29 protein-coding genes are annotated in these 26,693 nt (G+C 71.6%); 6 read left to right on the top strand and 23 right to left on the bottom strand.

Annotation, left to right across the window (positions count from 1 at the left end):
* Positions 1 to 6: 6 nt before the first annotated feature.
* The 15 genes from KAK06_RS05145 to KAK06_RS24495 are packed head-to-tail and all read right to left on the bottom strand — an operon-like array spanning position 7 to position 14,753.
* A complete protein-coding gene (locus KAK06_RS05145) occupies positions 7 to 1,296 on the bottom strand; it encodes an aminotransferase class III-fold pyridoxal phosphate-dependent enzyme (protein WP_210800850.1) in 1,290 nt (429 codons plus the stop codon).
* A 34-nt stretch (positions 1,297 to 1,330) separates the two neighbouring features.
* Entirely contained in the window at positions 1,331 to 2,092 is a 762-nt protein-coding gene (locus KAK06_RS05140) for a cytidylyltransferase domain-containing protein (protein ID WP_210800849.1), read from the bottom strand.
* Positions 2,093 to 2,151: 59 nt separating this feature from the next.
* On the bottom strand, positions 2,152 to 2,727 hold the full coding sequence (locus KAK06_RS05135) for a GNAT family N-acetyltransferase (protein WP_210800848.1): 576 nt from the start codon (positions 2,725 to 2,727) through the stop codon (positions 2,152 to 2,154).
* Positions 2,724 to 3,587, bottom strand: a complete 864-nt coding sequence (locus tag KAK06_RS05130; RefSeq protein WP_210800847.1) for an aldo/keto reductase — start codon at positions 3,585 to 3,587, stop codon at positions 2,724 to 2,726. The genes KAK06_RS05135 and KAK06_RS05130 overlap by 4 nt, the downstream gene beginning before the upstream one ends.
* On the bottom strand, positions 3,584 to 5,458 hold the full coding sequence (locus KAK06_RS05125; protein ID WP_210800846.1) for a nucleoside-diphosphate sugar epimerase/dehydratase: 1,875 nt from the start codon (positions 5,456 to 5,458) through the stop codon (positions 3,584 to 3,586). Before KAK06_RS05125 ends, KAK06_RS05130 begins: the two co-directional genes overlap by 4 nt.
* Entirely contained in the window at positions 5,455 to 6,051 is a 597-nt protein-coding gene (locus KAK06_RS05120; protein ID WP_210800845.1) for a sugar transferase, read from the bottom strand. Before KAK06_RS05120 ends, KAK06_RS05125 begins: the two co-directional genes overlap by 4 nt.
* A gap of 7 nt (positions 6,052 to 6,058) precedes the next feature.
* Positions 6,059 to 7,225, bottom strand: coding sequence for a DegT/DnrJ/EryC1/StrS family aminotransferase (locus KAK06_RS05115; RefSeq protein ID WP_210800844.1), 1,167 nt, complete (start codon positions 7,223 to 7,225; stop codon positions 6,059 to 6,061).
* Positions 7,222 to 7,929 (bottom strand): class I SAM-dependent methyltransferase, encoded by a 708-nt coding sequence (locus tag KAK06_RS05110; RefSeq protein ID WP_210800843.1) that lies wholly within the window; start codon positions 7,927 to 7,929, stop codon positions 7,222 to 7,224. Before KAK06_RS05110 ends, KAK06_RS05115 begins: the two co-directional genes overlap by 4 nt.
* Positions 7,926 to 8,981, bottom strand: a complete 1,056-nt coding sequence (locus tag KAK06_RS05105) for a glycosyltransferase family 2 protein (protein ID WP_210800842.1) — start codon at positions 8,979 to 8,981, stop codon at positions 7,926 to 7,928. Before KAK06_RS05105 ends, KAK06_RS05110 begins: the two co-directional genes overlap by 4 nt.
* Positions 8,978 to 10,120 carry a glycosyltransferase family 4 protein gene (locus KAK06_RS05100; RefSeq protein WP_210800841.1) on the bottom strand — a complete coding sequence of 381 codons (1,143 nt, stop codon included), beginning with the start codon at positions 10,118 to 10,120 and terminating at the stop codon, positions 8,978 to 8,980. Before KAK06_RS05100 ends, KAK06_RS05105 begins: the two co-directional genes overlap by 4 nt.
* Positions 10,117 to 11,028: a class I SAM-dependent methyltransferase gene (locus KAK06_RS05095; RefSeq protein WP_210800840.1), complete on the bottom strand. Its 912-nt coding sequence runs from the start codon at positions 11,026 to 11,028 to the stop codon at positions 10,117 to 10,119. The genes KAK06_RS05100 and KAK06_RS05095 overlap by 4 nt, the downstream gene beginning before the upstream one ends.
* A 19-nt stretch (positions 11,029 to 11,047) precedes the next feature.
* Positions 11,048 to 12,286: an oligosaccharide flippase family protein gene (locus KAK06_RS05090; protein WP_210800839.1), complete on the bottom strand. Its 1,239-nt coding sequence runs from the start codon at positions 12,284 to 12,286 to the stop codon at positions 11,048 to 11,050.
* A 2-nt stretch (positions 12,287 to 12,288) separates the two neighbouring features.
* Positions 12,289 to 13,041 carry a TylF/MycF/NovP-related O-methyltransferase gene (locus KAK06_RS05085; protein WP_210800838.1) on the bottom strand — a complete coding sequence of 251 codons (753 nt, stop codon included), beginning with the start codon at positions 13,039 to 13,041 and terminating at the stop codon, positions 12,289 to 12,291.
* A 33-nt stretch (positions 13,042 to 13,074) separates the two neighbouring features.
* Positions 13,075 to 14,205, bottom strand: a complete 1,131-nt coding sequence (locus KAK06_RS05080; RefSeq protein WP_210800837.1) for a glycosyltransferase — start codon at positions 14,203 to 14,205, stop codon at positions 13,075 to 13,077.
* Positions 14,202 to 14,753: an acyltransferase gene (locus tag KAK06_RS24495; RefSeq protein ID WP_210800836.1), complete on the bottom strand. Its 552-nt coding sequence runs from the start codon at positions 14,751 to 14,753 to the stop codon at positions 14,202 to 14,204. The genes KAK06_RS05080 and KAK06_RS24495 overlap by 4 nt, the downstream gene beginning before the upstream one ends.
* Before the next feature lie 111 nt (positions 14,754 to 14,864).
* Between KAK06_RS24495 and lysS the strand changes: the two genes are divergently transcribed.
* Both lysS and KAK06_RS05065 read left to right on the top strand, forming a co-directional pair.
* Positions 14,865 to 16,388: a lysine--tRNA ligase gene (gene lysS, locus KAK06_RS05070; RefSeq protein WP_210800835.1), complete on the top strand. Its 1,524-nt coding sequence runs from the start codon at positions 14,865 to 14,867 to the stop codon at positions 16,386 to 16,388.
* Between the two features lie 214 nt (positions 16,389 to 16,602).
* A complete protein-coding gene (locus tag KAK06_RS05065; RefSeq protein WP_210800834.1) occupies positions 16,603 to 17,253 on the top strand; it encodes a Smr/MutS family protein in 651 nt (216 codons plus the stop codon).
* A 12-nt stretch (positions 17,254 to 17,265) separates the two neighbouring features.
* On the opposite strand, the gene KAK06_RS05060 is transcribed toward KAK06_RS05065, so the two are convergent.
* Positions 17,266 to 17,712, bottom strand: a complete 447-nt coding sequence (locus KAK06_RS05060) for an SRPBCC family protein (RefSeq protein WP_210800833.1) — start codon at positions 17,710 to 17,712, stop codon at positions 17,266 to 17,268.
* A 92-nt stretch (positions 17,713 to 17,804) separates the two neighbouring features.
* Between KAK06_RS05060 and KAK06_RS05055 the strand changes: the two genes are divergently transcribed.
* Positions 17,805 to 18,146: a YciI family protein gene (locus KAK06_RS05055; protein WP_210800832.1), complete on the top strand. Its 342-nt coding sequence runs from the start codon at positions 17,805 to 17,807 to the stop codon at positions 18,144 to 18,146.
* 14 nt (positions 18,147 to 18,160) lie between these two features.
* Here KAK06_RS05055 and KAK06_RS05050 read toward each other — a convergent pair whose 3' ends face one another.
* The 4 genes from KAK06_RS05050 to KAK06_RS05035 all read right to left on the bottom strand — a co-directional run bounded on the left by KAK06_RS05050 (position 18,161) and on the right by KAK06_RS05035 (position 20,690).
* Positions 18,161 to 18,643, bottom strand: a complete 483-nt coding sequence (locus KAK06_RS05050; RefSeq protein ID WP_210800831.1) for a DUF6622 family protein — start codon at positions 18,641 to 18,643, stop codon at positions 18,161 to 18,163.
* A gap of 135 nt (positions 18,644 to 18,778) precedes the next feature.
* Positions 18,779 to 19,198 (bottom strand): group II truncated hemoglobin, encoded by a 420-nt coding sequence (locus KAK06_RS05045; protein WP_310741038.1) that lies wholly within the window; start codon positions 19,196 to 19,198, stop codon positions 18,779 to 18,781.
* A complete protein-coding gene (locus KAK06_RS05040; RefSeq protein ID WP_210800829.1) occupies positions 19,195 to 19,971 on the bottom strand; it encodes a MinD/ParA family protein in 777 nt (258 codons plus the stop codon). Before KAK06_RS05040 ends, KAK06_RS05045 begins: the two co-directional genes overlap by 4 nt.
* On the bottom strand, positions 19,968 to 20,690 hold the full coding sequence (locus tag KAK06_RS05035; protein WP_310741037.1) for a GGDEF domain-containing protein: 723 nt from the start codon (positions 20,688 to 20,690) through the stop codon (positions 19,968 to 19,970). The genes KAK06_RS05040 and KAK06_RS05035 overlap by 4 nt, the downstream gene beginning before the upstream one ends.
* Before the next feature lie 223 nt (positions 20,691 to 20,913).
* Here KAK06_RS05035 and KAK06_RS05030 point away from each other — a divergent pair, with 223 nt between their 5' ends.
* From KAK06_RS05030 to KAK06_RS05020, 3 genes are read left to right on the top strand one after another with little or no spacing between them, the layout of a single operon-like run.
* The gene (locus tag KAK06_RS05030; RefSeq protein WP_210800828.1) at positions 20,914 to 21,762 is read left to right on the top strand and encodes a CheR family methyltransferase; all 849 of its coding nucleotides are present in this window, start codon (positions 20,914 to 20,916) and stop codon (positions 21,760 to 21,762) included.
* Positions 21,763 to 21,793: 31 nt separating this feature from the next.
* Complete coding sequence (gene cheD, locus KAK06_RS05025) at positions 21,794 to 22,489, top strand: chemoreceptor glutamine deamidase CheD (protein WP_210800827.1); 696 nt, start codon at positions 21,794 to 21,796, stop codon at positions 22,487 to 22,489.
* A 24-nt stretch (positions 22,490 to 22,513) separates the two neighbouring features.
* Positions 22,514 to 23,608: a protein-glutamate methylesterase/protein-glutamine glutaminase gene (locus KAK06_RS05020; RefSeq protein ID WP_210800826.1), complete on the top strand. Its 1,095-nt coding sequence runs from the start codon at positions 22,514 to 22,516 to the stop codon at positions 23,606 to 23,608.
* Between the two features lie 16 nt (positions 23,609 to 23,624).
* On the opposite strand, the gene KAK06_RS05015 is transcribed toward KAK06_RS05020, so the two are convergent.
* From KAK06_RS05015 to KAK06_RS05005, 3 genes are all read right to left on the bottom strand, one after another.
* The gene (locus tag KAK06_RS05015) at positions 23,625 to 24,749 is read right to left on the bottom strand and encodes a glycerophosphodiester phosphodiesterase family protein (RefSeq protein ID WP_210800825.1); all 1,125 of its coding nucleotides are present in this window, start codon (positions 24,747 to 24,749) and stop codon (positions 23,625 to 23,627) included.
* Between the two features lie 109 nt (positions 24,750 to 24,858).
* The gene (gene hemW, locus KAK06_RS05010; RefSeq protein ID WP_310741036.1) at positions 24,859 to 26,055 is read right to left on the bottom strand and encodes a radical SAM family heme chaperone HemW; all 1,197 of its coding nucleotides are present in this window, start codon (positions 26,053 to 26,055) and stop codon (positions 24,859 to 24,861) included.
* 7 nt (positions 26,056 to 26,062) lie between these two features.
* The gene (locus KAK06_RS05005) at positions 26,063 to 26,692 is read right to left on the bottom strand and encodes a non-canonical purine NTP pyrophosphatase (protein ID WP_210800823.1); all 630 of its coding nucleotides are present in this window, start codon (positions 26,690 to 26,692) and stop codon (positions 26,063 to 26,065) included.
* Between the last annotated feature and the right edge of the window lies 1 nt (position 26,693).

Raw genomic sequence — 26,693 nt, 5'->3', positions numbered from 1 at the left:
CGGCGCTCAGCGCACCTTGAACAGCGGCACCAGCGGCTCGCAGCGCAGGCTCTGGCGCAGCGTGGCGGCATCCAGCGTGCGGCCGATCATCGGCAGGATGTCGCCATAGGCGGCCAGCAGGGCCTGCACATCGGCCTCGCTGTGGGCGTAGCTGATGTTGTGCGTGCCCACCGACAGGAAACCGCGCTGGTGCAGCTCCTGCATCAGCAGGGTCTTGATCTCGAAGCTGGTGGCGCCGCGGGCGTCCTTGAGCATCAGGAAGCTCCAGCTGGGGTGGCCGGCCATCGAGAAGATGTCGCCCAGGCCGTGGGCGTCGATCACCTGGCGCGCGCCCTCCATGACCGCGCGGCCGCGCGCCTCGATGGTCTGCACCACCGGTTCGTTCTTCAGCTTGGTCAGCGTGGCCTTGGCCGCGGCCAGCGACAGCGCCTCACCGCCAAAGGTGAACGAGAAGAAGATCTCCTCCATCAGCTGCATCACATCGGCCCGGCCGGCCACCGCCGACACCGGGTAGCCGTTGGCCAGGCCCTTGCCAAAGGTGGCCAGGTCGGGCGTGACGCCGAACAGCTGCTGCGCGCCGCCGTTGGCATAACGAAAGCCGGTGATGGTCTCGTCGAACACCAGCAGCGCGCCGTGCGCATGGGCCAGCGCCTTGACGCCTTCGAGGAAACCGGGCTGCGGCTCGGCCACGTTCATCGGCTCCAGGATCACGGCGGCAAACTCGCCCGGGTGGGCCTTGAGCAGCGTCTCGAGCGACTCGAGGTTGTTGTAGGCGAAGGTATGCGTCAGCTCGCGCGTGGCCTGGGGCACGCCGCGGTGGCGCGCGGTTGAGCCGATGTACCAGTCCTGCCAGCCGTGGTAGCCACAGACCGCCACGCGGTCGCGCTCGGTCCAGGCGCGGGCCAGGCGGATCGCGCCGGAGGTGGCGTCCGAGCCGTTCTTGCCGAAGCGCACCCGCTCGGCGCAGGGCACCATCTCGCAGATCAGCTCGGCCACCTCGGTCTCCAGCGGGTGCGGCAGCGAGAAGATCACGCCGGACTCGTCGAGCTGGGTGCGCACCGCGTTCGTGACATCCGGATCCTGGTAGCCCAGCGTGACCGAACACAGGCTGCTGACGAAGTCGATGTACTCATTGCCGTCCAGGTCCCACACCCGCGAGCCCTGGCCGCGCGTGATGAAGAAGGGCGACACGCCGTGAGGGTACTGGGTGCGGCTCTTGCTGAAGGTCTGGCTGCCCAGCGGGATGCTGCGCTGGGCGCGTTCAAGAAAGGCTTCGGAGCGCTGGAAGGACTTCATGGCAGGTGCTCGGGTGCGTGTGATGGGGTGGCGATCAGGCAGCAGCGTCGTCGCGCAGGCTCTTGAGGTAGCCCTCGTTGCGCTGGTGGGTGTTCTCGTCGCGGCGCACGCCCAGGCGCTCGATGGCACGGAACAGGTCCCAGCGGTCGAAACTGGTGGGCGAGGTGGCCCCGACCGCGGCGATCAGGGCCTCGACATGGGCCAGGTCGTCGGGGTGGTCCACGGTCCAGCGCATGGCCGACAGATCGGCGAAGGCGCTGACCGACTGCGCCGGGAAGCGCTGTGCTTCGCGGCGGATGAAGGGCGTGACGTGCTCGCGATCGGACGGCAGTGTGGCCTCGGCGTCGGCGGCGGCCAGCGCCTCGATGCGCATCGCCTCGACGTCCAGGCCGTCAGGGTAGCTGGCCGGCACGGCATTCGTGGCGTAGGCAGCACCGCCGTCGATCACCCGGGCCGCAACACGGTCGATCAGCTCGGGGTCGATCAGCGGGCAGTCGCCGGTCAGGCGCAGCACCACGTCGGCCTGGGCATGCTGCGCGGCCTGGTGAAAGCGCTGCAGCACATCGGCCAGCGAGCCGCGGAAGCACTCCATGCCGTGGGCCGCCAGTGCGGCGGCCAGCGGATCGTCGCTGGCATCGGTGCTGGTGGCCACCAGCAGGCGGTCGACGCGGCGCGCCTGGCGCACGCGCTGGGCCATGAAGACGATGGACGGCAGGCCCAGCAGGGGCTTGAGCACCTTGCCCGGCAGGCGGCTGCTGGACATGCGGGCCTGGATGATGGCGACGGTGGTGGTCATGGTGGGGCGGTTCGGGCGCAGGCGGCTATTGTCCTCCGGCACGGGGCGCGCGCTGGCGCTCAGCCGCCCAGCACGAAGGCCGGGTTGTCGATGCTCACCACGGTCTTGCCCTTGACCACGCCCTCATGGATGAAGGCCCCCGGCAGCTGCGCCTCGACGCGCCAGCCGGCCTTCACGAAGGCCCGCACCGAGCCCTCGTTGCCCTCGACCATGCCGGCGTAGAGCTTGCGCAGGCCGAAGTGCCCAAAGGCCAGCGCAGTGCCCAGGCGCACCGCCTCGGTGGCCGCGCCACGGCCCCAGCAGTCGCGCTCGCCGATGACGATCGAGATCTCGGCCGTGGCGTGGCGCCGGTTGATCGGGCCGATCTTCAGGTTGCCCACATGGCGCGGCTGCGGCTGGGGCTGCTCGATCGCGTACATGAACCAGGCCTCGGACAGGAAGCCGTCCATCAGGTGGCGCAGCGCGTCCACCGCACTGATGCCGCGCGCCTCCAGAAAGCGCGTGACCTGCTCGTCGCGGAACCAGGCGGCGTAGCGCTCGCCCAGGTCGTCGGGCAGCAGCGGGCGCAGGCGCACCGGGCCGCCGCGGTCCAGGCCGGGACCCAGGCGCTGCACGAAGAGGTTCTCAGGGGTCATCGCCATCTCCCAGGTTCGATCAGTGCCAGATCATCGCTGTGCAGGCCGTCCCAGGCCGCCAGGCCCGGCGACGGCGTGCCGGCCGCGGCCAGGATCTCATCAAGCTGGGCCACACGGTCAACCCCCACCACCACCTGATCCACCTCGGCCAGATCGGCCACCGCATGCAGGGCCCCGGCCAGCCGGCCCAGACCCAGGTCGCGGCAGCGCTGGTCAAAGGCCAGCAGCACACCGGCATAGGCCGACAGGTGCGGCGTCAGCGCCGCCGGATCAGCCAGCGCAAAGCCCTGCAGAAAGGCCGAGCGGGCGTGCACCTCCACGCCCTGCGCGCGGCAGCGGGCCAGCACGCCGGCCTGTTGGTGGCGGCGGTCAAAGACATTGATCGGCAGCTGCACCAGGCCGATGTCGTAGCGATCCAGCACCTGCAGCACCTCGTCGGCGCCGTAGCCCGAGACGCCGATGCGGCCCACGCGGCCCTCGCCCTGCAGCGCCGTCAGCGCCGACCACACGGCCGGACCCTGCGTCCCGAGCAGGTCGGCGGCGCGGTGCAGCAGCAGGCCGTCGACACGCTCGGTGCGCAGGCGCTGCAGGCTCTCGGCCACGAAGCGCTGCACCGCCTCGGCCGAGGCCTGCTCGTTCATCGCCGGCACCTTGGTGACCAGGCGAAAGCGCCGGGCGGCACCGGTCTCGCCCAGCACCGCCTCGCTGCGCCCGTAAGCGTGGGCGGTGTCCAGCCAGCGCACGCCGCCGGCACCAGCGCGCGCCAGCAGGCGCGCCACCTCGTCAGGAGGCACCTGGCCGGCGGTGTTGAAGGCACCATAGGCCAGGCCGAACTGCACGGTGCCGAGGGCGATCTTCATGGGCTGGGCCTGAATTCGGTCACGAGCTGCTGCAGCAGCGCGCGGGCCTGCGCGTCATCGGCGCCGGCGGTGGTGGGCAGGGCATCGAGCCAGGCCTGGACCCGCTCGCGTACATCGGTCTGCCGCAGCCGCGCCACGCGCAGCCGGGCATAGGAGGTGGGCACCGAGTTGTCGTCATCGGCGAGCAGCTCCTCATAGAGCTTCTCGCCGGGCCGCAGGCCGGTGAAGACGATGCCCACCTCGGCCTCGGTCTTGCCCGCCAGGCGGATCAGCGTGCGCGCCAGCTCGACGATGCGCACCGGCTCACCCATGTCCAGCACCAGCACCTGCGCGGTCTCGCCGATCGCCGCCGCCTGCAGCACCAGCCGGGCGGCTTCGGGGATGGTCATGAAGTAGCGGATGATCTCCGGATGCGTCACAGTGAGCGGGCCGCCGCGGGCAATCTGCTCCTTGAACTTCGGGATCACACTGCCGCTGCTGCCCAGCACATTGCCAAAGCGCACCGCCATGAAGCGCGTGCCCGGGTGCGCCGCCGCCATGGCCGAGACCACCAGCTCGGCGGCGCGCTTGGTGGCGCCCATCACATTCGTCGGATTGACCGCCTTGTCGGTGCTGATCAGCACGAAGCGCTCGGCACTTGCCTCGGCCGCCGCCAGCGCGGCATGCCAGGTGCCCAGCGTGTTGTTGCGCAGCGCCGCCCAGGCGTTGTCCACCTCCATCAGCGGCACATGCTTGTAGGCGGCGGCGTGAAAGACCAACTGCGGGCGCCAGCGCTGCATCAGCGCGCGCAGCGCGGGCAGGTCCTTGACGTCGGCGATCAGCGGCACCAGCGGCAGGCCGGGAAAGTGGCGCGCCAGCTCCTGCTCGATCGCATACAGGTTGTATTCGGACAGCTCCACCAGCACCAGCCGGGCCGGCGCAAAGCGCGCCAGCTGGCGGCACAGCTCGCTGCCGATGCTGCCGCCGCCGCCAGTGACCAGCACCGTGCGGCCGTGCACGGTTTCGGCAATGCCGGCCTCGTCCAGCTGCACCGGTTCGCGGCCCAGCAGGTCCTCGGGCTCGATGTCGCGCACCCGCTCGGCCTGGCCGCTGCGCAGCTCATCGGCCGAGGGCACGGTCAGCACGGGCAGGCCGGTGCCACCGGCCAGCGTCACCGCGCGGCGGCGCTGCGCCGCGGTGGCGCCGGGCAGCGCGATCACCAGGTGGGTGACGCCGCGCAGCACGGCCTTGTCGGTCACCGCGCTCAGCGGCCCCAGCACCGGGATGCCGGCGATGCGCGCGCCCTGCTTGGCGGGGTCGTCATCGAGCAGGCCCAGCACGATCCAGCCCTGCTGGTGGATGCCGGCCAGCAGGCGCCGCGCGGCATCACCGGCGCCCAGCACCAGCGCGCGGCGCACCTCGCGCTCGCTGCCGGTGATCTGCGCGCGGGCGTGTTCGTAGAGCGTGCGGTAGCCCATGCGCACCAGGGCCAGGGCCATCAGCGCGACAAAGGGATGCAGCGCCAGCACCGCGCGCGGCACCTGCACCAGCTGCAGCATCAGCACGCCCACCGCGCTGACCAGGCCGGCGGCCAGGCAGGCCAGCGCTATGCGTCGCACCTCGCCAAAGCCCGAGAAGCGCCACATGCCCTGCGGCACGCGCAGCGCGCGGAAAGCCACCATGTAGACCGCGACGATGCCCAGCAGCACCCAGCCGTCGTAGCCCGGGCGGGCGCTGAGCCAGCGCTCAAAGCCCAGGCGGAACAGGTAGGTGACGTTCCAGGCCAGCGCCACCAGCGCGCCGTCGATCAGCATCGACAGCGGTTCGCGGTGCGGACGCAGCCGCGCCAGGAAACGGTCCAGCCGGTGCCAGAAGCCGGGGGCGCTGCTCATCGGCGCACCAGCGCGCACAGCGTGCGCCACAGCAGCCCCAGGTCGCCACGCAGCGTGGCGCGGCGGGCGTAGTCGGCCTGCAGCGCCAGCTTGCGCGGCAGCACCTCGTCGATGTAGGCGCGCTCGGGGTCGGGCGCGGCGGCCAGCAGCGCGGCCTCGTCCAGGTGGGCCAGCGTGGCGGGGTCGGTCAGACCGGGGCGCACCGCCAGCACCTCGGCCTTCAGCGCAGCCGGGTAGTGGGCCACGTAGCGCGGCACCTCGGGGCGCGGGCCGACCAGGCTCATCGTGCCCAGCAGCACGTCAATCAACTGCGGCAGCTCGTCCAGGCGCCTGTCGCGCAGCCAGTGGCCGACCCGGGTGATGCGCGGGTCGCGGCCCACGGTGATCTGCGGGCCCAGGCGCTCGGCGTCGGTGCGCATGGTGCGGAACTTGTGGATGCGAAAGACCCGGCCGCCCTGCCCCACCCGCTCCTGGCGAAAGAACACCGGGCCGGCCGAATCCAGCTTCACCGCCAGCGCGATCAGCAGCAGCAGCGGGGACAGCAGCAGCAGGGCCAGCGCCGACACGGTCAGATCCAGCAGGCGTTTGGCCATGGGCGGCTCAGGCCAGCGCAGCCCGCAGCACGGCAGCGACGCGGTCGACGTCGGCATCGCTCATGCGGGTGTGCAGCGGCAGGCTCAACATGCGCTCGTAGGCGCGCTGGCTGTGCGGGAACTGCTCGGGCCGCAGGCCGTAGCGGTCGCGCCAGTAGGGCTGCAGGTGCAGCGGGATGTAGTGCACGCTGCAGCCGATGCGGGCGCTGAACAGCGCCTCGATGAGTTGATCGCGGCCGATGCGGGCCTCATCGGCCAGGCGCAGCACATACAGGTGCCAGGCGTGGCGCTCGCCGGCCGGCGGCAGCGCCGGGCGCAGCACCGGCAGGTCGGCCAGGGCGGCGTTGTAGCGCGCCACCAGTTCGGCACGGCGCGCGGCAAAGGCGTCGGCCTTGCGCAGCTGGTGCAGGCCCAGCGCGGCGGCGATATCGGTCAGGTTGTACTTGAAGCCGGGGGCCACGATCTCGTAGTGCCAGCTGGGCACGGTGGCGGTGAAGCGGTCGAACGCATCGCGGCTGATGCCGTGCAGGCGCATCACCCGCGCACGCGCCGCCAGCGCCGGATCGCGGGTGACCAGCATGCCGCCCTCGCCGGTGGTGATGGTCTTGTTGGCATAGAAGCTGAACACCGTGGCGTCGCTGTCCAGCGTGCCGACCAGCCGGCCGCCGCAGGTGCTGGGCAGCGCATGGGCTGCGTCTTCCACCACCTTCAGGCCGTGGCGGCGGGCGATGTCCAGCAGCGCCGGCATGTCGGCGGCCAGACCGGCGTAGTGCACCGGCACCAGGGCCTTGGTGCGCGGCGTGATGGCGGCTTCCACCAGCGCCGGGTCGATGTTCAGCGTCACCGGGTCCACGTCCACCAGACGCACGTCGGCGCCCAGGTAGCGCACCACCTCGGCGGTGGCGGTGAAGGTGTGGGTGGGCACGATGACCTCGTCCCCGGGGCCGATGCCCAGCGCCTCCAGCGCCAGGTGCAGGCCGGCAGTGGCCGAGTTGACCGCGATCGCCTGCAGCCCGGGCTCACCCAGGTAGCGTGCGAAGTCGTCCTCGAAGCGCTTGGCCTTGGGGCCGGTGGTGACCCAGCCGCTGCGCAGCGTGTCGACCACCTCGGCGATCTCCTCCTCGCCGATGTCGGGCAGGGCAAAGGCCAGGAACGGGGGCTGGGTGTCGGTCATGCGGGTTTGGCGATCCAGGCCAGCAGGTGCGTGCGCAGCAGCGGCAGGGCGTTGAAGACAGTGTAGAGCGACGGGTGCAGCCGAGCCGCCGCGCGGGCGATCGGTGGCGCCAGCGTCACCCGGCGGGCGTCGATGCGGCCCTGCGGGAACAGCGCGCGCACGCGTGCCAGCGGCACGCCGCGCACGTCCGGGTTGCGGGGGTTGTTGACGGTGAAGTCGTACCACAGCACCGCGCCGCCGGGGCGCAGCTGCGCCCACATCGCCTGGGCCAGCTGCTGCTGCACGGTGTCATCGAGCAGTGACGAGAACACGGTGGACTGCCACACCAGGTCCACACTGCCCGGCGCCGGGCCGAGGTGGCGGGCATCGCCCCGCCACAGCGTCAGCGCGCTCGGCAGCCGCTCGCGGGCCGTGACGAAGCGCTCGGCCAGCAGCTCGGTGCCGCTGAGCAGCCCGGGCTGGAAGCCCAGCTGCAGCGCCTCGAGCAGGTTGCCGCCGTGGCCGCAGCCCACCTCGTGCAGCCGGCAGGCCGACGGATCGGCCCAGCCGTGGCGGCGCAGCAGCGCCACCAGCGCGCGCTGGCGCTCCTGCTGCGGCCACAGCGCGGCCGGGTTGGTCAGCGCGTAGCGCGGGTCCTGCGGCGCGCGGCGGGCGTAGCGCTCGCGCAGCGCGCGGGTTTCGGCGTCGTCGGGGGGGCTGCTCATCGGGTGAGCCGCGCGAAGCGGTCCTGCGGCCCCTGGCCGCGCAGCACGGCCCACCAGCCCTGCAGCGAGCCCAGGCCGTAGCCCAGGTGGTAGGCGGCGATCACCGCCGGCACGCGCGCCACGGCGGCGCTATCCAGGTCGGACGACGCGGCCACCGCGCCGGTCATCGCGGCCACGGCGGCGGCGTACAGCGTCAGCAAGCCCAGCAGCAGGCCGGAGCCCGCCAGCGGCCAGGCCAGCAAGGCCAGCCCCAGCGCGGCCACGAACAGCCCCGGCACCAGCTGGCGCAGCGCCGCCGCCTGGCCGTGCTTGCGCATCACGAAGGGCTTCCAGTAGCCGTACTGCTGGTACTGGCGGAACACCTGGACCCACCGCGCGCGCGGGCGGTACGTGCTGCGGATGCGGCTGGACTGCCACACCCGCGCGCCGGCCCGGGTCAGGCGCAGGTTGTGCTCGTCGTCCTGGTTGCGCACCAGCGATTCGTCAAAGCCGCCATGCTGGGCCAGCACGCGGCGTGGCCAGCAGCCCAGGTAGACGGTATCGACCCAGCCGTCAAAGCCCAGGTCGCGCGAGCGCGCGCCGCCGGCCACCCAGCGCGACTGGAAGGCCGCGGCCACCGCCTGCTGCATCGGGCCGGCGCCGGGCTCGGGCACCGCGTGCCAGGGACCGCCGACGTTGTCGGCGCCGGTCTCGGCCAGCACCGCCAGGCACTGGGCGATGTAATCGGGCGCGTACTCGGTGTGCACGTCCATGCGCACGATCACCTCGCCGCGCGACTGTTGCAGCGCCGCATTCAGGCCGCAGGAGACGATGCGCCCGGGGTTGTCCACCCAGCGCAGCCGCGCATCCGCAGCGGCCAGCGCCTGCAGGCGCTCGCGCGTGCCATCGTCGCTCTGGCCGTCGGCCACCAGCAGCTCCAGCTGCCAGCCGGCCGGCAGCTGCTGGGCCAGGGCGCTGGTGCAGAAGGCGTCGATGTAGCGGGCCTCGTTGCGGCAGGGCACGATCACCGATACCCAGCCCGGCTCCGCCGGTGGCAGGTTCAGCGCCGTCATGCCAGCACCTCCGGCACCGGCGTCCGTCGGGCCACCGCCTGCAGCAGCGTGGTCCACGCCGTGGCGTGGCGCTGCGGGCTGAAGAGGCGCTGGCTGCGCTCGATCGCCGCGGCGCCCAAGCGCTGGCGGCGCGCCGGGTCGTCGAGCAGCTCGCCCAGTGCCCGGGCCAGGCCATCGATGTCGCCGTCGGGCACCAGCACGCCGGTCTCGGGCGCGATCACATCGGCCGGCCCGGTCGGGCAATCGAAGGCCACGGCCGGCAGGCCCATCGCCTGGGCTTCCAGCAGCACCAGCGGCATGCCCTCGTAGCGCGAAGGTAGCACGAAGACGGCGCTGTCGCGGTAGGCATGGGCCATTGCCGCCGTGGGCGGCAGGAAGCGCACGCTGTCGGCCACACCCAGCTGCCGGGCCAGGGCCTGGTGTTCGGCCAGCAGCGGCCCGTCGCCGATCAGCCGCAGCTCGGCCTGCGGCCGGCCTGGCAGCACCTGGGCCCAGGCCTGCAGCAGGCGGTCGAAGCCCTTCTGCGCCACGTGGCGTCCCACCGCCAGCACCACCGGCGCCTCCACCACCCCGGCCTGCGCAGCCTGCAGCGCCGACGCATTGGCGATCACGCGGGTCACCGGGTGCAGGCGGGCAAAGCGCGGCGCGTCGGCCTGCGTCAGGCTGACCAGGGCCGCCACGCGGGGGTACTGGCGCGCGCGCAGCCATTGCCAGAAGCGCGAGCGGGCGAAGAAGTGGTTGTGGTCGCAGCAGACCACGCGGGCGGCCTGGTCGCGGCGCAAGCGGGGCAGCACCGAGGCCGCGGTGGTCAGGCCGTTGAGCAGCACCACATCGGCCTGCGTGCTGCGGATCTGCGCGGCCAGCACGCGGCCCAGGCGCCATTGGTGGCGCGCCATGGCCCACAGCCGCCCCAGGCGGGAGCGGGCCGCAGCCGCGGCAGGCCTCTGTGGCCCGCAGAGCACGCGCACCGCGGGGTCCAGCGGGTAGCGCACCGCCTCGCGCGGGGTGTCCAGGCTGCCCAGCGCCACCGCCCAGCCCTGGCTGGCCAGGTGGTTGGCCAGCTCGCAGGCGAAGCGCTCCACGCCGCCGGCAATGTCCAGCCGCTCGCACAGCAGCAGCGCGCTGGGCGAGGCGCTCACCGGCGGATCAGCGCGTGCACATCGACGCGCGTGTAGTCGGGGGCGGGCAGCGCCCAGCCGCTGCTGCGCACCGCGCGCAGGCGGTCTCGCAGCGCACGCAGCGGGTCGATCAGGCCCTGGCGGCCCAGCGCGCCGTGCAGGCGCTGGCGCAGGCCGGGCGCGGCGGCTGGTGCGGGGGCCGCAGCGGGCGCCTTGAGCCACTCGTCGTCGGCGTAGTCGCTCTGCTGTGGCGGCGGCAGCTCGCCCGGTTCGTGCAGCTTGCGCGCCAGCACCATCATGTAGACCTCGTGCGCGTTGCACAGGTTGACGCGGCGGCGCAGCTCACGCGGGTTGGCCACCTGCCACCAGTGGCGGCGGTCGCCCTTCACGGCGAACCACAGGCCGCGCAGCTCGAAGCCGCGCTCGGGCCGGTAGAGGTTGAAGAACAGCTCGGGCGAGAACTGGTAGAAGCCATGGCCCGACAGGTTGTTGGCCGGCAGCGCATGCAGCACATGTCCGCCCACGCGGCAGGCCGCGGTGACATTGCGCCAGGCCACGGGAAAGTCGAACACATGCTCCAGGCAGCCGAAGTCCAGCACCGCGTCGAACTGGCCGGGCAGCGGGCTGTCGGCGGGCCAGGGCTGGTTCATGTCGTGCAGGTGGGTGGCCTGCTCGTAGGCCGAGGCATCGACCGACTCGGCCGATTGCGCGCCCAGCCACTGGGTCAGCAGCGGCTCGAAGTAGCGCGGCGCGCCCGCCGGCCGCGGCGGCTCGGTCAGCGGCGGCAGGCCGCGCAGGCGGCGGTGGTCCTCCAGCTCGTAGGCCTCGATGAACAGGGCCTGGCGGCCGATGGCCAGCGTGCGCGTGAAGGACACGCCCAGGTCCTGCGCATGGGCCAGCAGGTTCAGGTTGTGGATGTCGATGCCCACGCTTGCTCTTTCTGTGTGTTCAGCGGCGCGTCAGCGCCATGCCGGCCACCGCCACCGTGATCACCAGCAGTTCCACCCCCACGGCCAGCAGCGCCAGGCCCGGCGGCGTGGCCGCTGCGGCCCAGGTGGCTGCGCCCAGTGTGCCGACCACACCACCCACCACCACGCAGGCGCGGTAGGCGCCGTCGAAGCGGCCGCTGCCCAGCATCCAGTAGCCAATGAACTTCCAGCCCAGCAGCAGCGGCAGCAGCCAGCCCAGCACCCCCAGCGTGGCGCGCAAGGCCGGCAGATCGACCTGGCCGGCGCGCTGCGCCACCAGCGGCTCCAGCGTCTGCCAGGCCAGGGCCAGCCCGCCCAGCAGCGCCAGGCCGGCCAGGCTGCCGCCCACCGCCCAGCGGCCGGCGTAGGCCAGCGAGGCGCGCAGGCCCTGGGCCTGGCGCGCGACGATGCGCGGGTAGACCAGCGCGAACACCGGCTCGGCGGCGTTGAGTACCGCGCGCACCAGCCGGTCGCCCAGGAAATAGGTGCCCAGCGCCTGCGGCCCCATCTGCACCGAGGCCGCGGCCGGCAGCGCCGCGCTGTAGGCGGCGCCGGCCACCGACACCGGCAGCATCGTCCAGCCCAGGCGCAGACCCGGCGCCAGCGCGTCGCGCTGCAGCAGGCCGCGGCCCTGGGCGGCGGGGGCCAGGTCGCGCTGCAGCCAGCGCCAGCCCAGCAGGGCCAGCGCCGTGCTGGCGAGCAGTTGCAGGGCCAGGAAGGTGGCGGCGTCATGCGCCAGCCACACGGTGGCCGCGATCAGCGCGGCATAGACCACCAGTTCGGTGCGCGCCCAGCCGGCCAGCTGCTGGCTGGCCTGCAGGTACCAGGTGGCCGGCCAGCCCAGGGCGCAGGCCAGCGCCGCGATGATCAGTGCCTCGGTCAGGCCGCTGCCGGGCGCACCCAGCAGCGCCACCACCAGCCCCGCCAGCAGCAGCGTAGGCAGGCACAGCAGGCTGCGCGCGCTGGCCACCTGCTGGGCCAGGCGCCAGCGCTGCGGCGCGTCGGCATTCACCGCCATACGGGTGGCCGCAGCCAGGAAGCCGCCCTCCACCAGCATCGCCAGCAGCGCGCTCCAGACCAGCACGAAGCTGACCCGGCCGAAGGCCTCGGGGCCCAGGCGCTGGGCCATCAGCGGCAGCACCAGCAGCGGCTGCAGCAGGCGCACCGCGGCCGCCGCGTAGACGGCGGGCAGCGCGTGCAGCAGCCGCGGCGAGGCCATCGTCAGCCGTGCTTGACCACCAGCCGCGCGGTGTAGTCCACGCGGTGCAGGAAGACGGGCTCGGGCTGGGCCGCGAAGTACTCGTCCACCGCCTGCCGCGCGCCCTGCCAGTGGCCGTAGTCGTCAATGATCAGCAGGCCGTGGCGCGCCAGCAGCGGATACAGGTGCTGCAGCTCGTGGCGGGTGCTCTCGTACCAGTCGGTGTCCAGGCGCAGCAGCGCCACCGCGGCCGGCAGCGTCGCGGGGAGGGTGTCTTCCACCTTGCCGCGCACGAAATGGATGCGCTCGGCCGGGTAGCCGGTGCTGGCCAGGTTGGCCTGCACGTCTTCCAGGCTGGCCACGGCCCACAGCGGGTGGTCGCGCTCGGTGCGGGCCAGCTGGTCGGCGGCGGCCTCGCCGCTGAGGGCGCGGTCGTGCTCGGTGGGCGCGCTCATGCCCTCGAAGGTGTCGTAGAGGTACAGGTGGCGCGAGGTGTCGCCACGCGCCATCAGCGCCAGCGCGATCGCCATCATGCTGCCGCCGCGCCAGACGCCGCACTCGACGATGTCGCCCGGGATGCGGTGGCGCACCACGTGGTCGACCGCGCCCAGCAGGCTGGCGCGGCGCTCCAGCCCGGTCATCGTGAACGGGGCCACGCGGCGGACGATGGCGCGGTCGGCCTCGCTGAGGTCGGCCAGGGCCTGGTCTTCGCGCTCGGCGGGGCGGGAGAGTTCCCAGCCGGCCCCGGCCAGCGCGGCTTTGACGATGCTCTTCATGGAACCGGGCATTGTCGCACCCGGGGGACAGGCTCAACGCAGCGGCGCGTAGGCCTCGGGGTGGATCCGCAGCAGGCGCTCCCAGCCCATGGCCTGCTGGGCCTGCGCGAAGGCCGCGGCCAGGGGTTCGGCGCGCTCGGCCAGGCGGTCCAGCACGGCCAGCACCGCAGCGGCGCTGCGCTCGCCAAGCAGCAGGTCCTGCAGGCCGTGGGTGCGCATGAACTGGCCCAGGTCACCGCTGTCGCTGCAGGCGAAGCATCGGCCGTGGTGCAGCAGCGCGTACATCGCTCCCGACTGGGTGGCACGCTGGTAGGGCAGCAGGAACAGCACCGGCCGGCGCATCAGGGCCTGCAGCGCGGCCTCGTCCAGGTAGGTGTCGACCACGCGCACGCCCAGCGACGTCAGTTGGTCGCGCAAGGGGTGCAGCTCGGTGGCCCAGGCGCCGTGCACCTCCAGCGCCAGGCCGCGCTGGCGCAGCGCGTCGCTGCGCGCCAGCTCGGCAAACAGCTCAACGCCCTTGTAGGGCTGGACGCGGCCCCAGAACACCAGCGCCTCGGGCCGCGGCAGCGGCTCACACGGCTGCAGCGGCGCCTGGGGCGTCAGCGGCAGCAGGCCGTGCGGCAGCAGCGCGCAGCGGGTGCGGAAGGTTTCGCCATAGCGGGCCAGGAAGTCGTCCCGCGAGGCCTGGCTGGCGAAGATCAGCCGCGCTGCGCGCGTTGCCAGCCAGCGCGTGGGCCGGTGCTGGCGGCCCGCAAAGCCATGCGGCACCGCGTTGTGCACGGTCAGCGCCAGCGGCACGCCCAGCGCGGGCAGCAGCCCGCCGAACACCAGGCCCTCCAGCCACCAGGGCCCGGCGCCCACCCACTGCAGGTTCACCAGGTCGTGCCGCCGCGCATGGCGCAGCAGGCTGGCCAGTTGCGCCAGGTAGGCCAGCGCCCCGCGCCAGCGCGGCGCCACCGAGGACGAGATCGCCCGCTCGTGCAGCACCACGCCCGGCAGTGCGCGCAGGGCCTGCAGGAACTCGGCGTTGTAGCGGGTGCTCGACAGCCACACGCTCACGCCGTCGCCGCGCGCAGCCAGCGCCCACACCAGCTGGTACAGGTAGGGCAACACATAGGCGCCCGGGTCCACCAGGGCGATGCGCCGCGGTGCCGCCGTGCTCAATGCGCGAACCAGAAGCGGCGCTTCAGGCGGTAGCGCGGCGTGCAGCGGCGCTCACCCAGGTCGCGTGCCGGGTTGCCGCCGACCATCCTGCCCGGCGGCACATCCTGCGTGACCACCGCGCCGGCCATCACCACGCAGCCCTCGCCCAGGTGCACGCCGGGCATGATCATCGCGGCGGCAAACACCACCGTGTGGTCGTCGATCTGCACCGGCGCCGACTTGGTGGCGAAGTCCGGATCATGCGGGTCGTGGCCCATGGTGTAGATGCGCGCATCGTGGGCGATCGAGACCTGCCGGCCAATGCGAATGCCGCCGCGGTTGTCCAGCAGCACGCCGCGGTTGATCAGCGTGCCCTCGCCCACCGCCAGCCGACCCACATGGAAGAAGCGCACCCCGCCCTGCAGCGTGGCGCTGCGGTGCACCCGGTAGCCGCAGGCCCGGTACAGCAGCGGCCGCAGCGCAAAGGGCAGCAGTCCATGGGTGACATTGATCAGCTGCAGCACCAGGTAATAGCCCTGGTCCAGCGCAGCGCGCAGGGCGGCGTTCATGCTGCGCGCATTCTAGAAGGCGCCCGCCGGTGTCATGTCCGGTTCAGCCGGCCACCTACAATCGGGGGTTTGCCCGCAGCCTCCGGGCCTCACCCTTTCTTGTCTTCCGCCATGAGCCACGACACGCCTGTTCCCCTGACGCCCGACGACGACAACCAGCTGATCGCCGAGCGCCGCGAGAAACTGGCCGGCCTGCGCGCCGCGGCCCAGGCCAGCGGTCAGGCGGTGTTCCCCAACGACTTCAAGCCCGGCCACCGCGCCGCCGCGTTGCACCAGGCGCATGGCGAGAAGGACAACGAGGCCCTGGAAGGCGCCCCGGTGCAGGTGAGCGTGGCCGGCCGCATGATGCTCAAGCGGGTGATGGGCAAGGCCTGCTTCGCCACGCTGCAGGACGCCACCGGCCGCATCCAGCTCTACATCACCCAGGACATGGTCGGCCCCGAGGCACTGGCCGCCTTCAAGCACTGGGACCTGGGCGACATCCTGGGCTGCGAGGGCACGCTGTTCAAGACCAAGACCGGTGAACTCTCTGTCAAGGCCAGCCGCATCCGCCTGCTGACCAAGAGCCTGCGCCCGCTGCCGGACAAGTTCCACGGCATGACCGACCAGGAGCAGAAGTACCGCCAGCGCTATGTCGACCTGATGACCGACGAGGAGGCGCGCACCCGCTTCATCGCGCGCAGCAAGGGCGTGGCGTCGATCCGCAACTTCATGGTCGAACACGGCTTCCTGGAAGTGGAAACGCCGATGCTGCACCCCATCCCCGGCGGCGCCAATGCGCGGCCCTTCGTCACCCACCACAACGCGCTGGACCAGGAGATGTTCCTGCGCATCGCGCCCGAGTTGTACCTCAAGCGCCTGGTGGTGGGCGGCTTCGAGCGGGTGTTCGAGATCAACCGCAACTTCCGCAACGAAGGCATCAGCGTCCGGCACAACCCGGAATTCACGATGATGGAGTTCTATGCGGCCTACTGGAACCACCACGACCTGATGGACTTCACCGAGGCCCTGCTGCGCCACGCCGCGCGCGCGGCCACCGGCACCGCCCGCCTGACCTATGGTGACAAGGAAGTGCGCCTGGACGAGCCCTTCGCCCGCCTGTCGGTGCGCGACTCGCTGGTGGCCCATGCCGGCCTGACCGCCGCCCAGGCCGACGACGCTGCCGCCATCCACGCCCGGCTGAAGGAGCTGGGCGAGGAGCCGCCCAAGCACTGGGGCCTGGCCCAGCTGCAGTTCGGTCTGTTCGAAGCGGTGGTGGAGGAGCAGCTGTGGCAGCCCACCTTCATCATCGACTACCCGGTGGAGGTCTCGCCGCTGGCCCGTGCCAGCGACAGCAACCCCACCATCACCGAGCGCTTCGAGCTGTTCATCACCGGCCGCGAGTTCGGCAACGGCTTCTCCGAGCTGAACGACGCCGAGGACCAGGCCCAGCGCTTCCACGCCCAGGTGGCCAACAAGGAAGCCGGCGACGACGAGGCGATGTTCTACGACGCCGACTTCATCCGCGCACTGGAGTACGGCATGCCCCCGACCGGCGGCTGCGGCATCGGCATCGACCGGCTGATGATGCTGCTGACCAACTCGCCCAGCATCCGCGACGTCATCCTCTTCCCGGCGTTGCGCCGGGAAGGATAGGAGCCCAAGGGGCTCCTAGCCTGCGGCTCTGGCCTGCGGCCCTAGCCTGCGGCCGTGTCGTTGAGCTCCCCCCAGCCCCCCTCCGAGAAGGGGGCTCCAGTTCGTTCGTTGGCTCCCTCCAGCCTCCCTCCAGGAGGGAGGCTCCAGTCAGTGGGACAAGGGGGTTTGCGGCCGTTCAGCCTGCTGCCCGGCCGCGATCGGTTAGCCTTGGGCCATGAGCAAGCGAGCCGTGCGTGACCTGCGTGATCTCGGCGCCCTGCGCGACGAGCTGCGCCGCGCCGAGGCGGCCGCCGAGGCCGAGCGCCAGCGCCAGGCCGCTGAGCAGGCGCGCCGGCTGCGGGAGCAGCAGGCCTTCGCGCTGGCCGTGGGCCCGGTGCAGCCGGTCAAGGGACCGCAGCGGGTGCTGCATGCCCACCAGCCGCCGCCGCCCGAACCACGCCAGCGCGAGCTGGATGAGCAGGCCGCGCTGGCCGAGGCGCTGTCCGACGAGGTCGATGTCGAGTCACTGCTGCTGACCGACGACGGTCTGGGCTTTCGCCGGCCCGCCATCGCACCGGATGTGCTGGCCAAGCTGCGCAAGGGCCATTGGGCGATCCAGCGCCAGCTGGACCTGCACGGCCTGCGCCGCGACGAGGCGCGCGAGAGCCTGGCCCACTTCATCCGCCAGGCCCACCAGCAAAGCCACCGCTGCGTGCGCGTGATTCACGGCAAGGGCCACGGCTCGCCCGGCAAGCAGCCGGTGCTCAAGGCCAAGGTGCAGCGCTGGCTGGCGCAGCGCCAGGAAGTCATCGCCTTCGCGCAGGCCAGCGGGCCGCAGGGTGGCGCCGGGGCACTGATCGTGCTGCTGGCCAGCCGGCAGCGCTGAGCCGCCCGCCGCTCAGCCCGGGATCTCGGGCTCGACCAGTCGAGCCAGTTGCGCCAGCGACTCCTGCCAACCCAGGATGCACATCTCCACTGGAATCACTTCCGGGATCCCCTCCTGCGTGACGCTCAGCTCGGTGCCGCAGGTCACGGCCCGCAGTTGCACCGTGACCGTCATCTCGCCGGGCAGGTTGGCGTCGTCGAAGCGGTCGGTGTAGCGCAGGCGCTCGTTCGGCACCAGCTCCAGGTACTCGCCGCCAAAGGAGTGGGCGTGCCCGCTGCCGAAGTTGCGGAAGGACAGGCGGTGCGTGCCGCCCACGCGGGCGTCCAGGTGGTGGACGATGCAGGTGAAGCCATCCGGCGGCAGCCAGCGCGCCAGCGCGTCGGGCTCGAGGAAAGCCCGGTAGACACGCTCGGGCGGCGCCTTGAGGATGCGGTGCAGTCGGACGGTGCCAGTGCTCATGGTCGGGTGCCTTTCGATGACGAGGGGTGGATCCTGCACGACGCCTGAGCGCCCGGGAATTCGACACCGACCACGATACAAGGAACCCCGCGATGCCCCGCTACCTGATTTCCTTCGACGACGGCGCGATGGACCACATCCCCGACGCCGACTGGCCCGCTGTCGGCGAGGCCGCGCACGCCGTGCTGCGCGAGGCCAAGGCCGCCGGCGTCTGGATCTTCGGCGGCGGCCTGCAGCGTCAGCAGGCCGCCATCGTGGCGCCGGACGGCACCGTCATCCCCGGCCCGGTGCCCGAACGCAAGGCGGTGGTGGGCGGCTTCTCCATCATCGAGGTGGCCAGCCGTAACGACGCGCTGGCCTGGGCGGGGAAGATCGCCCGCGCCTGCCGCTGTGCCCAGGACGTGCGGGAGATCATGTTCGATCCAGAGTCCTGAGGCGTGAGCTGAGCTCAGGCCGCCGGGGCCTGGGCCACGCAACGCAGCGCCGCCAGCGCACGGGCCCCGAAGCCGCCGCTCAGCACGCCCAGCACCGCGCTCATGCCGGCGATGAAGGCCAGGTCGTGCAGCATCGGCGAGCGCATCGCCATGGCCGCGCCCAGCACGAACTTGGCCAGGAAGATGCCCATCAACAGCGCCAGCGGCACCCAGCTGCCCGGCATGCGGACCAGCTCGCCCACGGCCGTCAGGCCGCGCGCCGTGAAGTGTCGGGCGCCCAGGGTCATCGACAAGGCATAGCCCAGCAGCCACAGCCCCAGCGCCAGCGGGGCCAGACCAAAGGTGCCCACCAGGCCGTAGAGCGAGAAGGCGAACATGCCCAGCGCCACCAGCAGCAGCTTGCCAGGGCGAACCGTGCGCGGCAGCGACAGGCGGTAGCCCAGCCAGGCCAGCGCGACGAACAGGACGGGAACCCAGGTGGGAACGGTGGCGGTCATGGCAGTCTCCGGTGCGTGAGTCGATGGCGCCACTGTCGCGGCAGGGCGGCCACGGCGCACCGGGCCTGCGACGAAACGACGGCGGGCGGCGCGACCGGTGCCTGGGAAGGCGCCAGCGGGGACGCCAGGGAGACGTCACCCCGGCGTGTTGCGCATCCAGTCGGCCGTGTCGAACAGGCTTTTCTCGAGCCGCTCGGCCAGACTGCGCTCGACGTTCAGCTCCTGCATCGCCTGGAACATGCAGGCCAGCCACTGGTCGCGCTCGACGCTGCCGATCCTGAACGGCAGGTGGCGCGCGCGCAGCCGCGGGTGGCCGAAACGCTGGATGTAATGGTCCGGGCCGCCCAGCCAGCCGCAGAGGAACCAGAACAGCTTGTCGCGGGCGTCGGCCAGGGTGCTGCCATGCACCGCGCGCAGGCGGGCGTAGGCCGGCTCCAGGTCCATCAGGTCGTAGAAACGGTCGACCAGCGCGCGCACGCCGGGCTCGCCGCCCAGGCGGTCAAAAGGCGTGGGGCCGGGTGGCGGGGCGTCGTCGGGGTGGTCTGCAGAGCTCACGTGGCCAAGCGGGTGGCCACGGCCACCACGGCCTGGGCGGCAGGGCTCCCGGGGAAGCATTCGAGCAGCAATTGTCGCCGCTTCACGGCTTCGCGCACGTTGGGGTCCACCGGCAGCTCGCCCACAAAGGCCAGCTTCACCGGCTCGGACAGGCCCGGCGTGACATAGCGGTCCACCACCTGCTGCAACTGGCCGCGGATGGTGCGGCCCTCGCCGGTGCGGCTGACCTGGTTGACGAGCAGCTGGATGTCGCGCCGACCCTGGGTGGTGGCCAGCACCTTGATGGTGGCGTAGGCGTCGGTCAGCGAGGTGGGCTCGGGCGTGGCCACCACCAGCACCTCGTCGGCCAATGAGACGGTGTAGAGCACCACGTCGGAGATGCCGGCGCCGGTGTCGAGCAGGATGCGGTCGAAACGCGGGCGCACGCGGTGGATCACTTCGGTCAACTGGTCGCGCACCTCGGGCGTCAGGCGCGAGTACTCGACCATGCCCGAGCCGGCCAGCAGCACCGAGAAGCCGCCGGGGGCCGGCAGGATGGCGTCTTCCAGCGAGTTCTTGCCGGTGAAGACGTCGTGCAGCGTGACCTTGGGGAAGAGGTTCAGCACCACATCCAGGTTGGCCAGGCCCAGGTCGGCGTCCAGCACCAGCACGCGCTCGCCCTGGCGGGCCAGCGCGGCGGCCAGGTTGGCCGAGACAAAGGTCTTGCCCACGCCGCCCTTGCCGCTGGTGATGGCGGTGATCTGGGCGCGGTGGTCGGAGGGGGCGGTGGTCATGATTGATCCCAGCTCGGGCCGCCAAACAGCATGCCCTTTTCCTCGGCGCTCACCAGCGACACAGGAGTCGGTTCCAGACAGGTGCGGTTGCGGCCTTCGGCCTTGGCACGGTAGAGCTGCAGGTCGGCGCGCTCGATCCACAGCGTCGGCGAGGAGCGCACCCATTGCGGAGCGTAGGCGCCGCCCACGCTGACGGTCACGCCCAGGTGCTGCTGCGGGCCCAGCGCAATGGTCTGGCTCTCCAGTCGGGCGCGCAGGCGCTCAGCCACGGTCTGGCCAAAGGCCGGCGGGCAGTTGGGCAGCACGATGGCGAACTCCTCGCCGCCGATGCGGGCCGGCAGGTCCATCGGCCGGACGCAGTCGCGCAGGATGTCGGCCACCGCCTGGATGACGATGTCGCCAGCCTGGTGGCCGTAGGTGTCGTTGACGCGCTTGAAATGGTCGATGTCCAGCAGCAGCAGCAGGGCTGGCTCGCCGGAGCGGGCGACGCGGTCGATCTCGCGGCCCAGCGCGGCCTCGAAGGCGCGGCGGTTGGCCAGGCCGGTCAGGGCGTCGCGGCTGGAGAGGTCGCACAGCGCGTCGATCACCCCCTGCAGCCAGGCCACGCTGCCCGGCGCACCCGGCAGCGCGGCATGGCCCGACTGCTGCAGCAGCTGCAGCGCCGAGTCCAGCCGCAGCGCGGCGGGGTCCGACAGACGGGTGGCGAGGGGTGGCGTCACGGCGGTGGAGGGGGCGGTGGTCCGGACTGCCTGGGCAGCTTCCGGATGGTGCGGATCAGTCTAGCAGCGGCCCCCACCCGGCCAGGGCCCGGAAAAGGCCCCCAAAGCCGGTGCAACTCCACCCGCCACGGCCGGCCATCAGCCGCAAGACTGTGGGGCATGACGCAGGTCTGCGCCCCGGCGCGGCCTGCCCCGACCGACCACGATCACCGCGTGCGCCACGATGAACCAGCTAGCCGAGATCCAACGCCCAGGCGACGAGAGCGAGCAGGAGTTCGCTTTCGGCACCGCCGATTTCGAGCGCACCCGCCAGCTGATCTACCAGCGCGCCGGCATCAGCCTGCACGATGGCAAGCGGGCCATGGTCTACAGCCGGCTCTCACGCCGGCTGCGCGAGACCGGCCACCGCAGCTTCGCCGAGTACCTGCGCTGGCTGGAAAACGGCGCCGGCGAGTCCGAGTGGCAGGAGTTCATCAACTGCCTGACCACCAACCTGACCTCCTTCTTCCGCGAGGAGCATCACTTTCATGCGTTGACCGAGGCCCTGCAGGCCCATCCGGCCGGCAAACCGGTGCGCCTGTGGTGCAACGCTGCCTCCACCGGCGAGGAGCCCTATTCGCTGGCCATGGTGTTGTCCGAGGTGCTGGGCACCGGCGGCAGCTGGAAGCTGATGTGCAGCGACATCGACACCAAGGTGCTGGCCACCGCGCAGCGCGGCGTCTATTCGGCCGATGCGCGCGGCCTGTCGCCCGAGCGCCTGCGCCGCCACTTCATGCGCGGCACCGGGCCCAACGCCGGCTTCATCCGCGTCAAGCCCGAGCTGGCGCGGCTGGTGGAGTTCCGCCAGTTCAACCTGATGGCCACCAGCTGGTCGCTGGGCGAGCCGTTCGACATGGTGTTCTGCCGCAACGTGATGATCTATTTCGACCATGCCACGCAGCGCAAGGTGCTGGAGCGCATCCACGGCGTGATGCGCCCGGGCGGCCTGCTGTTCGTTGGCCACTCGGAGAACTTCACCGACTCGCGCGACCTGTTCCAGCTGCGCGGCAAGACCATTTATCAGCGCAGCTGACCCCAAAACCACCCGCCTCACAGGACACCCCATGGCCCTGATGCCCTCGACCTCCTCGCCCCGGCCTGCCCTGCCGCCCCAGCGCCTGAGCGGCCTGACGGGCCTGCCGCCTGCGGGCTCGCGCCTGGAACGGCTCAAGGCCGCATCGCGCAAGCCCGGAGAAGCCTCGTTCTTCTACTACGACGCGCACTTCAAGAACGAGGCCGTCAAGGTGCTGCCCGGCGAGTACTACGTCGACAACGAGGATCTGCTGGTGATGACCACGCTGGGCTCATGCATCGCCGCCTGTCTGTGGGACCGCGAGAAGCGCATCGGTGGCATGAACCACTTCATGCTGCCCGAGGGCAGCGGCGACAGCGGCCGCTACGGCAGCTACGCGATGGAACTGCTGATCAACGAGATGATGAAGCGCGGCGCCTCGCGCCTGACGATGGAGGCCAAGATCTTCGGCGGCGGCGCGGTGATCAGCGGCATGAACTCGATCAACGTGGGCGAGCGCAACACCGAGTTCGTCACCCACTTCCTGGCCACCGAGCGCATCCCCATCGTCTCCAAGGACGTGATGGACATCTATCCGCGCAAGGTCTGCTTCCTGCCCGCCAGCGGCAAAGCCATGGTCAAGCGCCTGGCGCCCACCAATGCCGAGGCCCTGGTGGCACAGGAACGCGCCGCGGCCCAGAAGGTGGTGCCGGCCAGTACCGGCGGCGGCTCGATCGATCTGTTCTGAGGACACGGACCCAAGGAAAACAACATGGCCAAGACACGTGTCGTGGTGGTCGACGACTCGGCCCTGGTGCGCAACCTGCTGGCCGAGATCATCAACCGGCAGCCGGACATGCAGTGCGTGGGCACGGCAGCCGACCCGTTTGCCGCGCGAGAGATGATCCGCAACATCAACCCCGACGTCATCACGCTGGACGTGGAGATGCCGCGCATGGACGGCATCGATTTCCTGGCCCGCCTGATGCGCCTGCGGCCGATGCCGGTGGTGATGGTGTCCACGCTGACCGAGCGCGGCGCCGAGGTCACGCTCAAGGCGCTGGAGCTGGGCGCGGTGGACTTCGTCGCCAAGCCCAAGGTGGGCATCTCCGACGGCCTGCGTCAGCTGGCCGAGGAGATCACCGACAAGATCCGCATCGCCAGCCGCGCCCACATCCGCCGCCTGCCGCCGTCCACGGTGGCGCAGGCCGGCTCGGCGCCTGCTGCGGCGGCGCCCAGCGCCCCCCTGCCCAGCCTGGGCCGGGTCTCGACCGAGAAGCTGATCTTCATCGGCGCCTCCACCGGCGGCACCGAGGCCACCAAGGAGGTGCTGGTCAACCTGCCCCCCGACTCGCCCGCGGTGGTGATCACCCAGCACATGCCGCCCGGCTTCACGCGCAGCTACGCGGCGCGCCTGGACGGGCTGTGCAAGATCCGCGTGAAGGAAGCGGTGGACGGCGAGCGCATCCTGCCCGGCCACGCCTACATTGCGCCGGGCGGCCTGCACCTGAGCGTGGAACGATCGGGGGCCAACTACATCGCCCGCGTGCGCGACGGTGAACCGGTCAACCGCCACAAGCCCTCGGTCGAGGTGCTGTTTGAATCGGCCGCGCGCGTGGCCGGCCCCAACGCCATCGGCATCATGCTCACCGGCATGGGCGGCGACGGCGCCAAGGCCATGAAGGCGATGCGCGACGCCGGCGCCTACAACTACTGCCAGGACGAGGCCAGCTGCGTGGTCTTCGGCATGCCGCGCGAGGCCATCAACCACGGTGCCGCCAACGAGGTGCTGCCGCTCACCCAGATCGCGCCCAAGCTGATCGAGCGGCTGCGCGCCACGCACGGGGCGATGCTGCACCGGGTGTGAGCCCGGCGCCGCCCGGTCACAGGGCCTTGCGTGCCGCGACGCCGGTGGCCGGGAAGTCGGTGAACACGCCGTCCACACCCAGCTGCATGTAGTAGGTCATTTCCTGCTGCGGATCGCTGAAGCCGTAGCCGCTGGCGTCGTTGCGGAAGGTCCAGGTGTGGACCCGCAGGCCACGCTGGTGCGCCCGCTCGATGACGCCCGTCGATCCCACGAGACGCCGGTCATTGATCGTCAGTTGGCCATCGCCATCGCGGTCAGTGCCATCGTCGACCGTCTTCACCAGGTAGGGCTTCCAGGGGCCCACCGCGTCGGCATAGCCCTTCACGAAATCCAGGCCCTGGTCGCTCAGCAGATCGGCGAAGGTGCGGGGATCGCCCTTGACCACGAAGTCGTAAGGCTGGCGGTAGGGGGCGACCAGCGACATCGAGCCGTCGGCCTTGACGTCATCGGCATCGATCAGCTGCACCAGCCGCATCGCCGTGCGCGTGCGCAGGTACTGCAGGTTCGACACCTCGAAGGACTGGATGTACACCGGGGCATCGGCACGGTTGCCCCAGGCAGTGTGCAGGGCCTCGACCAGCTTGTCCTCGAAGACGTTCACCCCGAACAGCCCGGCATGAAAGGTGGAGTGCTTGATCTCAGGGTAGATGCCGACCGTGCGGCCCGCGCCCTGGGCCAGGGCAATGACCTCGGCGAGCGTCGGGATCTCATACAGGCCGTCGTAGGCGGTGGAGCGGCCTGCCCGCGACTGCCGGGCGCGCAGCGTCTTGATCTCCGCCAGCGTGAAGTCGCCGGCGAAATAGGCCGTGGTTTCGACGCCATCGACCAGGCGGGTGCGCATGCGGCTGGCCGGGAACTTGTCGGCCACGTCTGTCGTGCTGTCGAGCATGGGTTCGTGGCGGGCGATCATTTCGCCGTCCGCGGTGAGCACCAGGTCCGGCTCAATGAAGTCGGCACCATCATCGATCGCGCGCTGGTAGCTGGCCAGCGTGTGCTCCGGGCGCAGACCTGAAGCCCCCCGGTGGCCGATGACCAGGGTCGGGCCACCATCCAGCGTGGTGACGGTGTCGCCACCGCTGCAGGCCTGCAGAACCAGCGCGGCTGCGGCCAGCGCGAGCGCGCGCCAGAGGGGGGTGTGCATGGAAGTCCTCCTGTGTTCGTCCGGTGACGTCCGCCCTGCTGGCGGAACGAGCAGCAGATGCTCGCCACACGGGGTGACCAGACCGTGACGCGCCCGTGGCACGCCGATGTCAGAGGAAGCGTTCCTGCAGGTCGCTGAGGAAGTCGAATCCACGGGCGGTGGGCCGCCACCAGCGGCCCTGCGCCGTCATCAAGGGCTCGACCAGCCCTTCGGCCGCGGCGGCCTCCAGGCGAGGCAACACGGCCGACGGGGGCAGGCCGGTGCGTTCCATGAACAGTGCTTCCTCGAAGCCCTCGCGCAGCCGCAGCGCATTGAGCATGAACTCGAAGGGCAGCGCCTTGCGGCCCACCTCCTCCTCGTTCGAGGTGGCGCGCCCCGCCAGCGCCTCGCGCAGATAGGCCGCCGGCTCGCGCCACTTCACCGTGCGCAGCACGCGGTGCGGAAAGCTCAGCTTGCCATGCGCCCCGGCGCCCAGGCCGAGGTAGTCGCCGAACTGCCAGTAGTTGAGGTTGTGGGCGCAGCGGTGGCCGGGCCGGGCATAGGCCGAGACCTCGTAGCGCTGCAGGCCGGCGGCCGCGGTGCGCTCGGCCAGGCGGTCCAGCATCAGCGCCGCGGTGTCGTCGTCGGGCAGCACTGGCGGGTGCCGCGCGAACAGCGTGTTGGGCTCCAGCGTCAGGTGGTAGAGCGACAGGTGCGGCGGCGCAAAGGCCAGCGCCTGGTCCAGATCGCGGTCCAGCGCGGCCAGGTCCTGGCCGGGCAGCGCGTACATCAGGTCCAGGTTGAAGGTCTCGAAGACCTCGGCCGCCAGCGTGGCGGCGGCGATCGCCTGGCCACGGTCGTGCACCCGGCCCAGGGCCTTCAGTGCAGCGTCGTCGAAGCTTTGCACGCCGATCGACAACCGGGTCACCCCGGCCGCGCGGAACGCGCGAAAGCGCCCCTGCTCGAAGGTGCCGGGATTGGCCTCCAGCGTGACCTCGCAGCCGGGCTGCAGCGGCAGCAGGCTGCGCAGGTCGGCCAGCAGGCGCTCGATGCCCTCGGGCGAGAACAGGCTGGGCGTGCCACCGCCAATGAACACGCTGTGCACGCTGCGGCCCCAGACCAGCGGCAGGCTTTGCTCCAGGTCGGCGCGCAGCGCATCCAGGTAGCGCGCCTCGGGCAGGCCGTCGCTGGGCGTGGCGTGCGAGTTGAAGTCGCAGTACGGGCACTTCTGCAGGCACCAGGGCAGGTGCACGTACACCGACAACGGCGGCGGCGCGCCCAGCTGCAGCGTGCCGGGGCGCAGGTAGCGCGATGTCAGCTCGTCCACGGCGGCCTCAGAGTCCCCAGGCGCCACGCATCAGCGCCACCATCTGGGCGGCGGCCAGCGCGCGGTGGCTGTGGGCGTTCTTCACGTCGGGCGCCAGCTCGGCCACGGTCTGGCCGAAGGCCGGGATGAACATCAGCGGGTCGTAGCCGAAGCCGCCCTGGCCCTGGCGCGCGCTGAGGATCTCGCCGCCCCAGCGGCGGAAGGCGATCAGGGGCTCGGGGTCGTCGGCGCTGCGCAGCGCCACCAGCGCGCAGACGAAGCTGGCGCGGCGCTGGGTCTGGCCCGCCAGGCGCTGCAGCAGCAACGCGTTGTTGGCCTCGTCCTGCAAGGCGCGGCGGGCCTCGCGCTCCAGGCCTTCCGGGGCCTGCAGCGGCGCAAAGACGGCGCTTTGCACACCGGGGTGGCCGCCCAGCGCGTCCACGCACAGGCCGCTGTCATCGGCGATCGCCGGCAGGCCGGTGGCCTGGGCCGCATGCCGGGCCTTGGCCAGCGCGTTCTCGACGAAGGTGATGTGCGGCTCGTCAGCCTCGGCCACGCCCAGGCTGCCCTGGGTGACCAACTCGATCGGCAGCGCGCCGAACAGCGCCGACAACTCCTTGAGCTTCTTGGCGTTGTTGGAGGCCAGGACCAGCTTCACC

The sequence above is a fragment of the Ideonella aquatica genome (assembly GCF_018069755.1).
GTDB lineage: Bacteria > Pseudomonadota > Gammaproteobacteria > Burkholderiales > Burkholderiaceae_C > Ideonella > Ideonella aquatica.
Note: the sequence above shows the minus strand (reverse complement) of the source record. Positions and strands in the feature narration are given on the sequence as shown.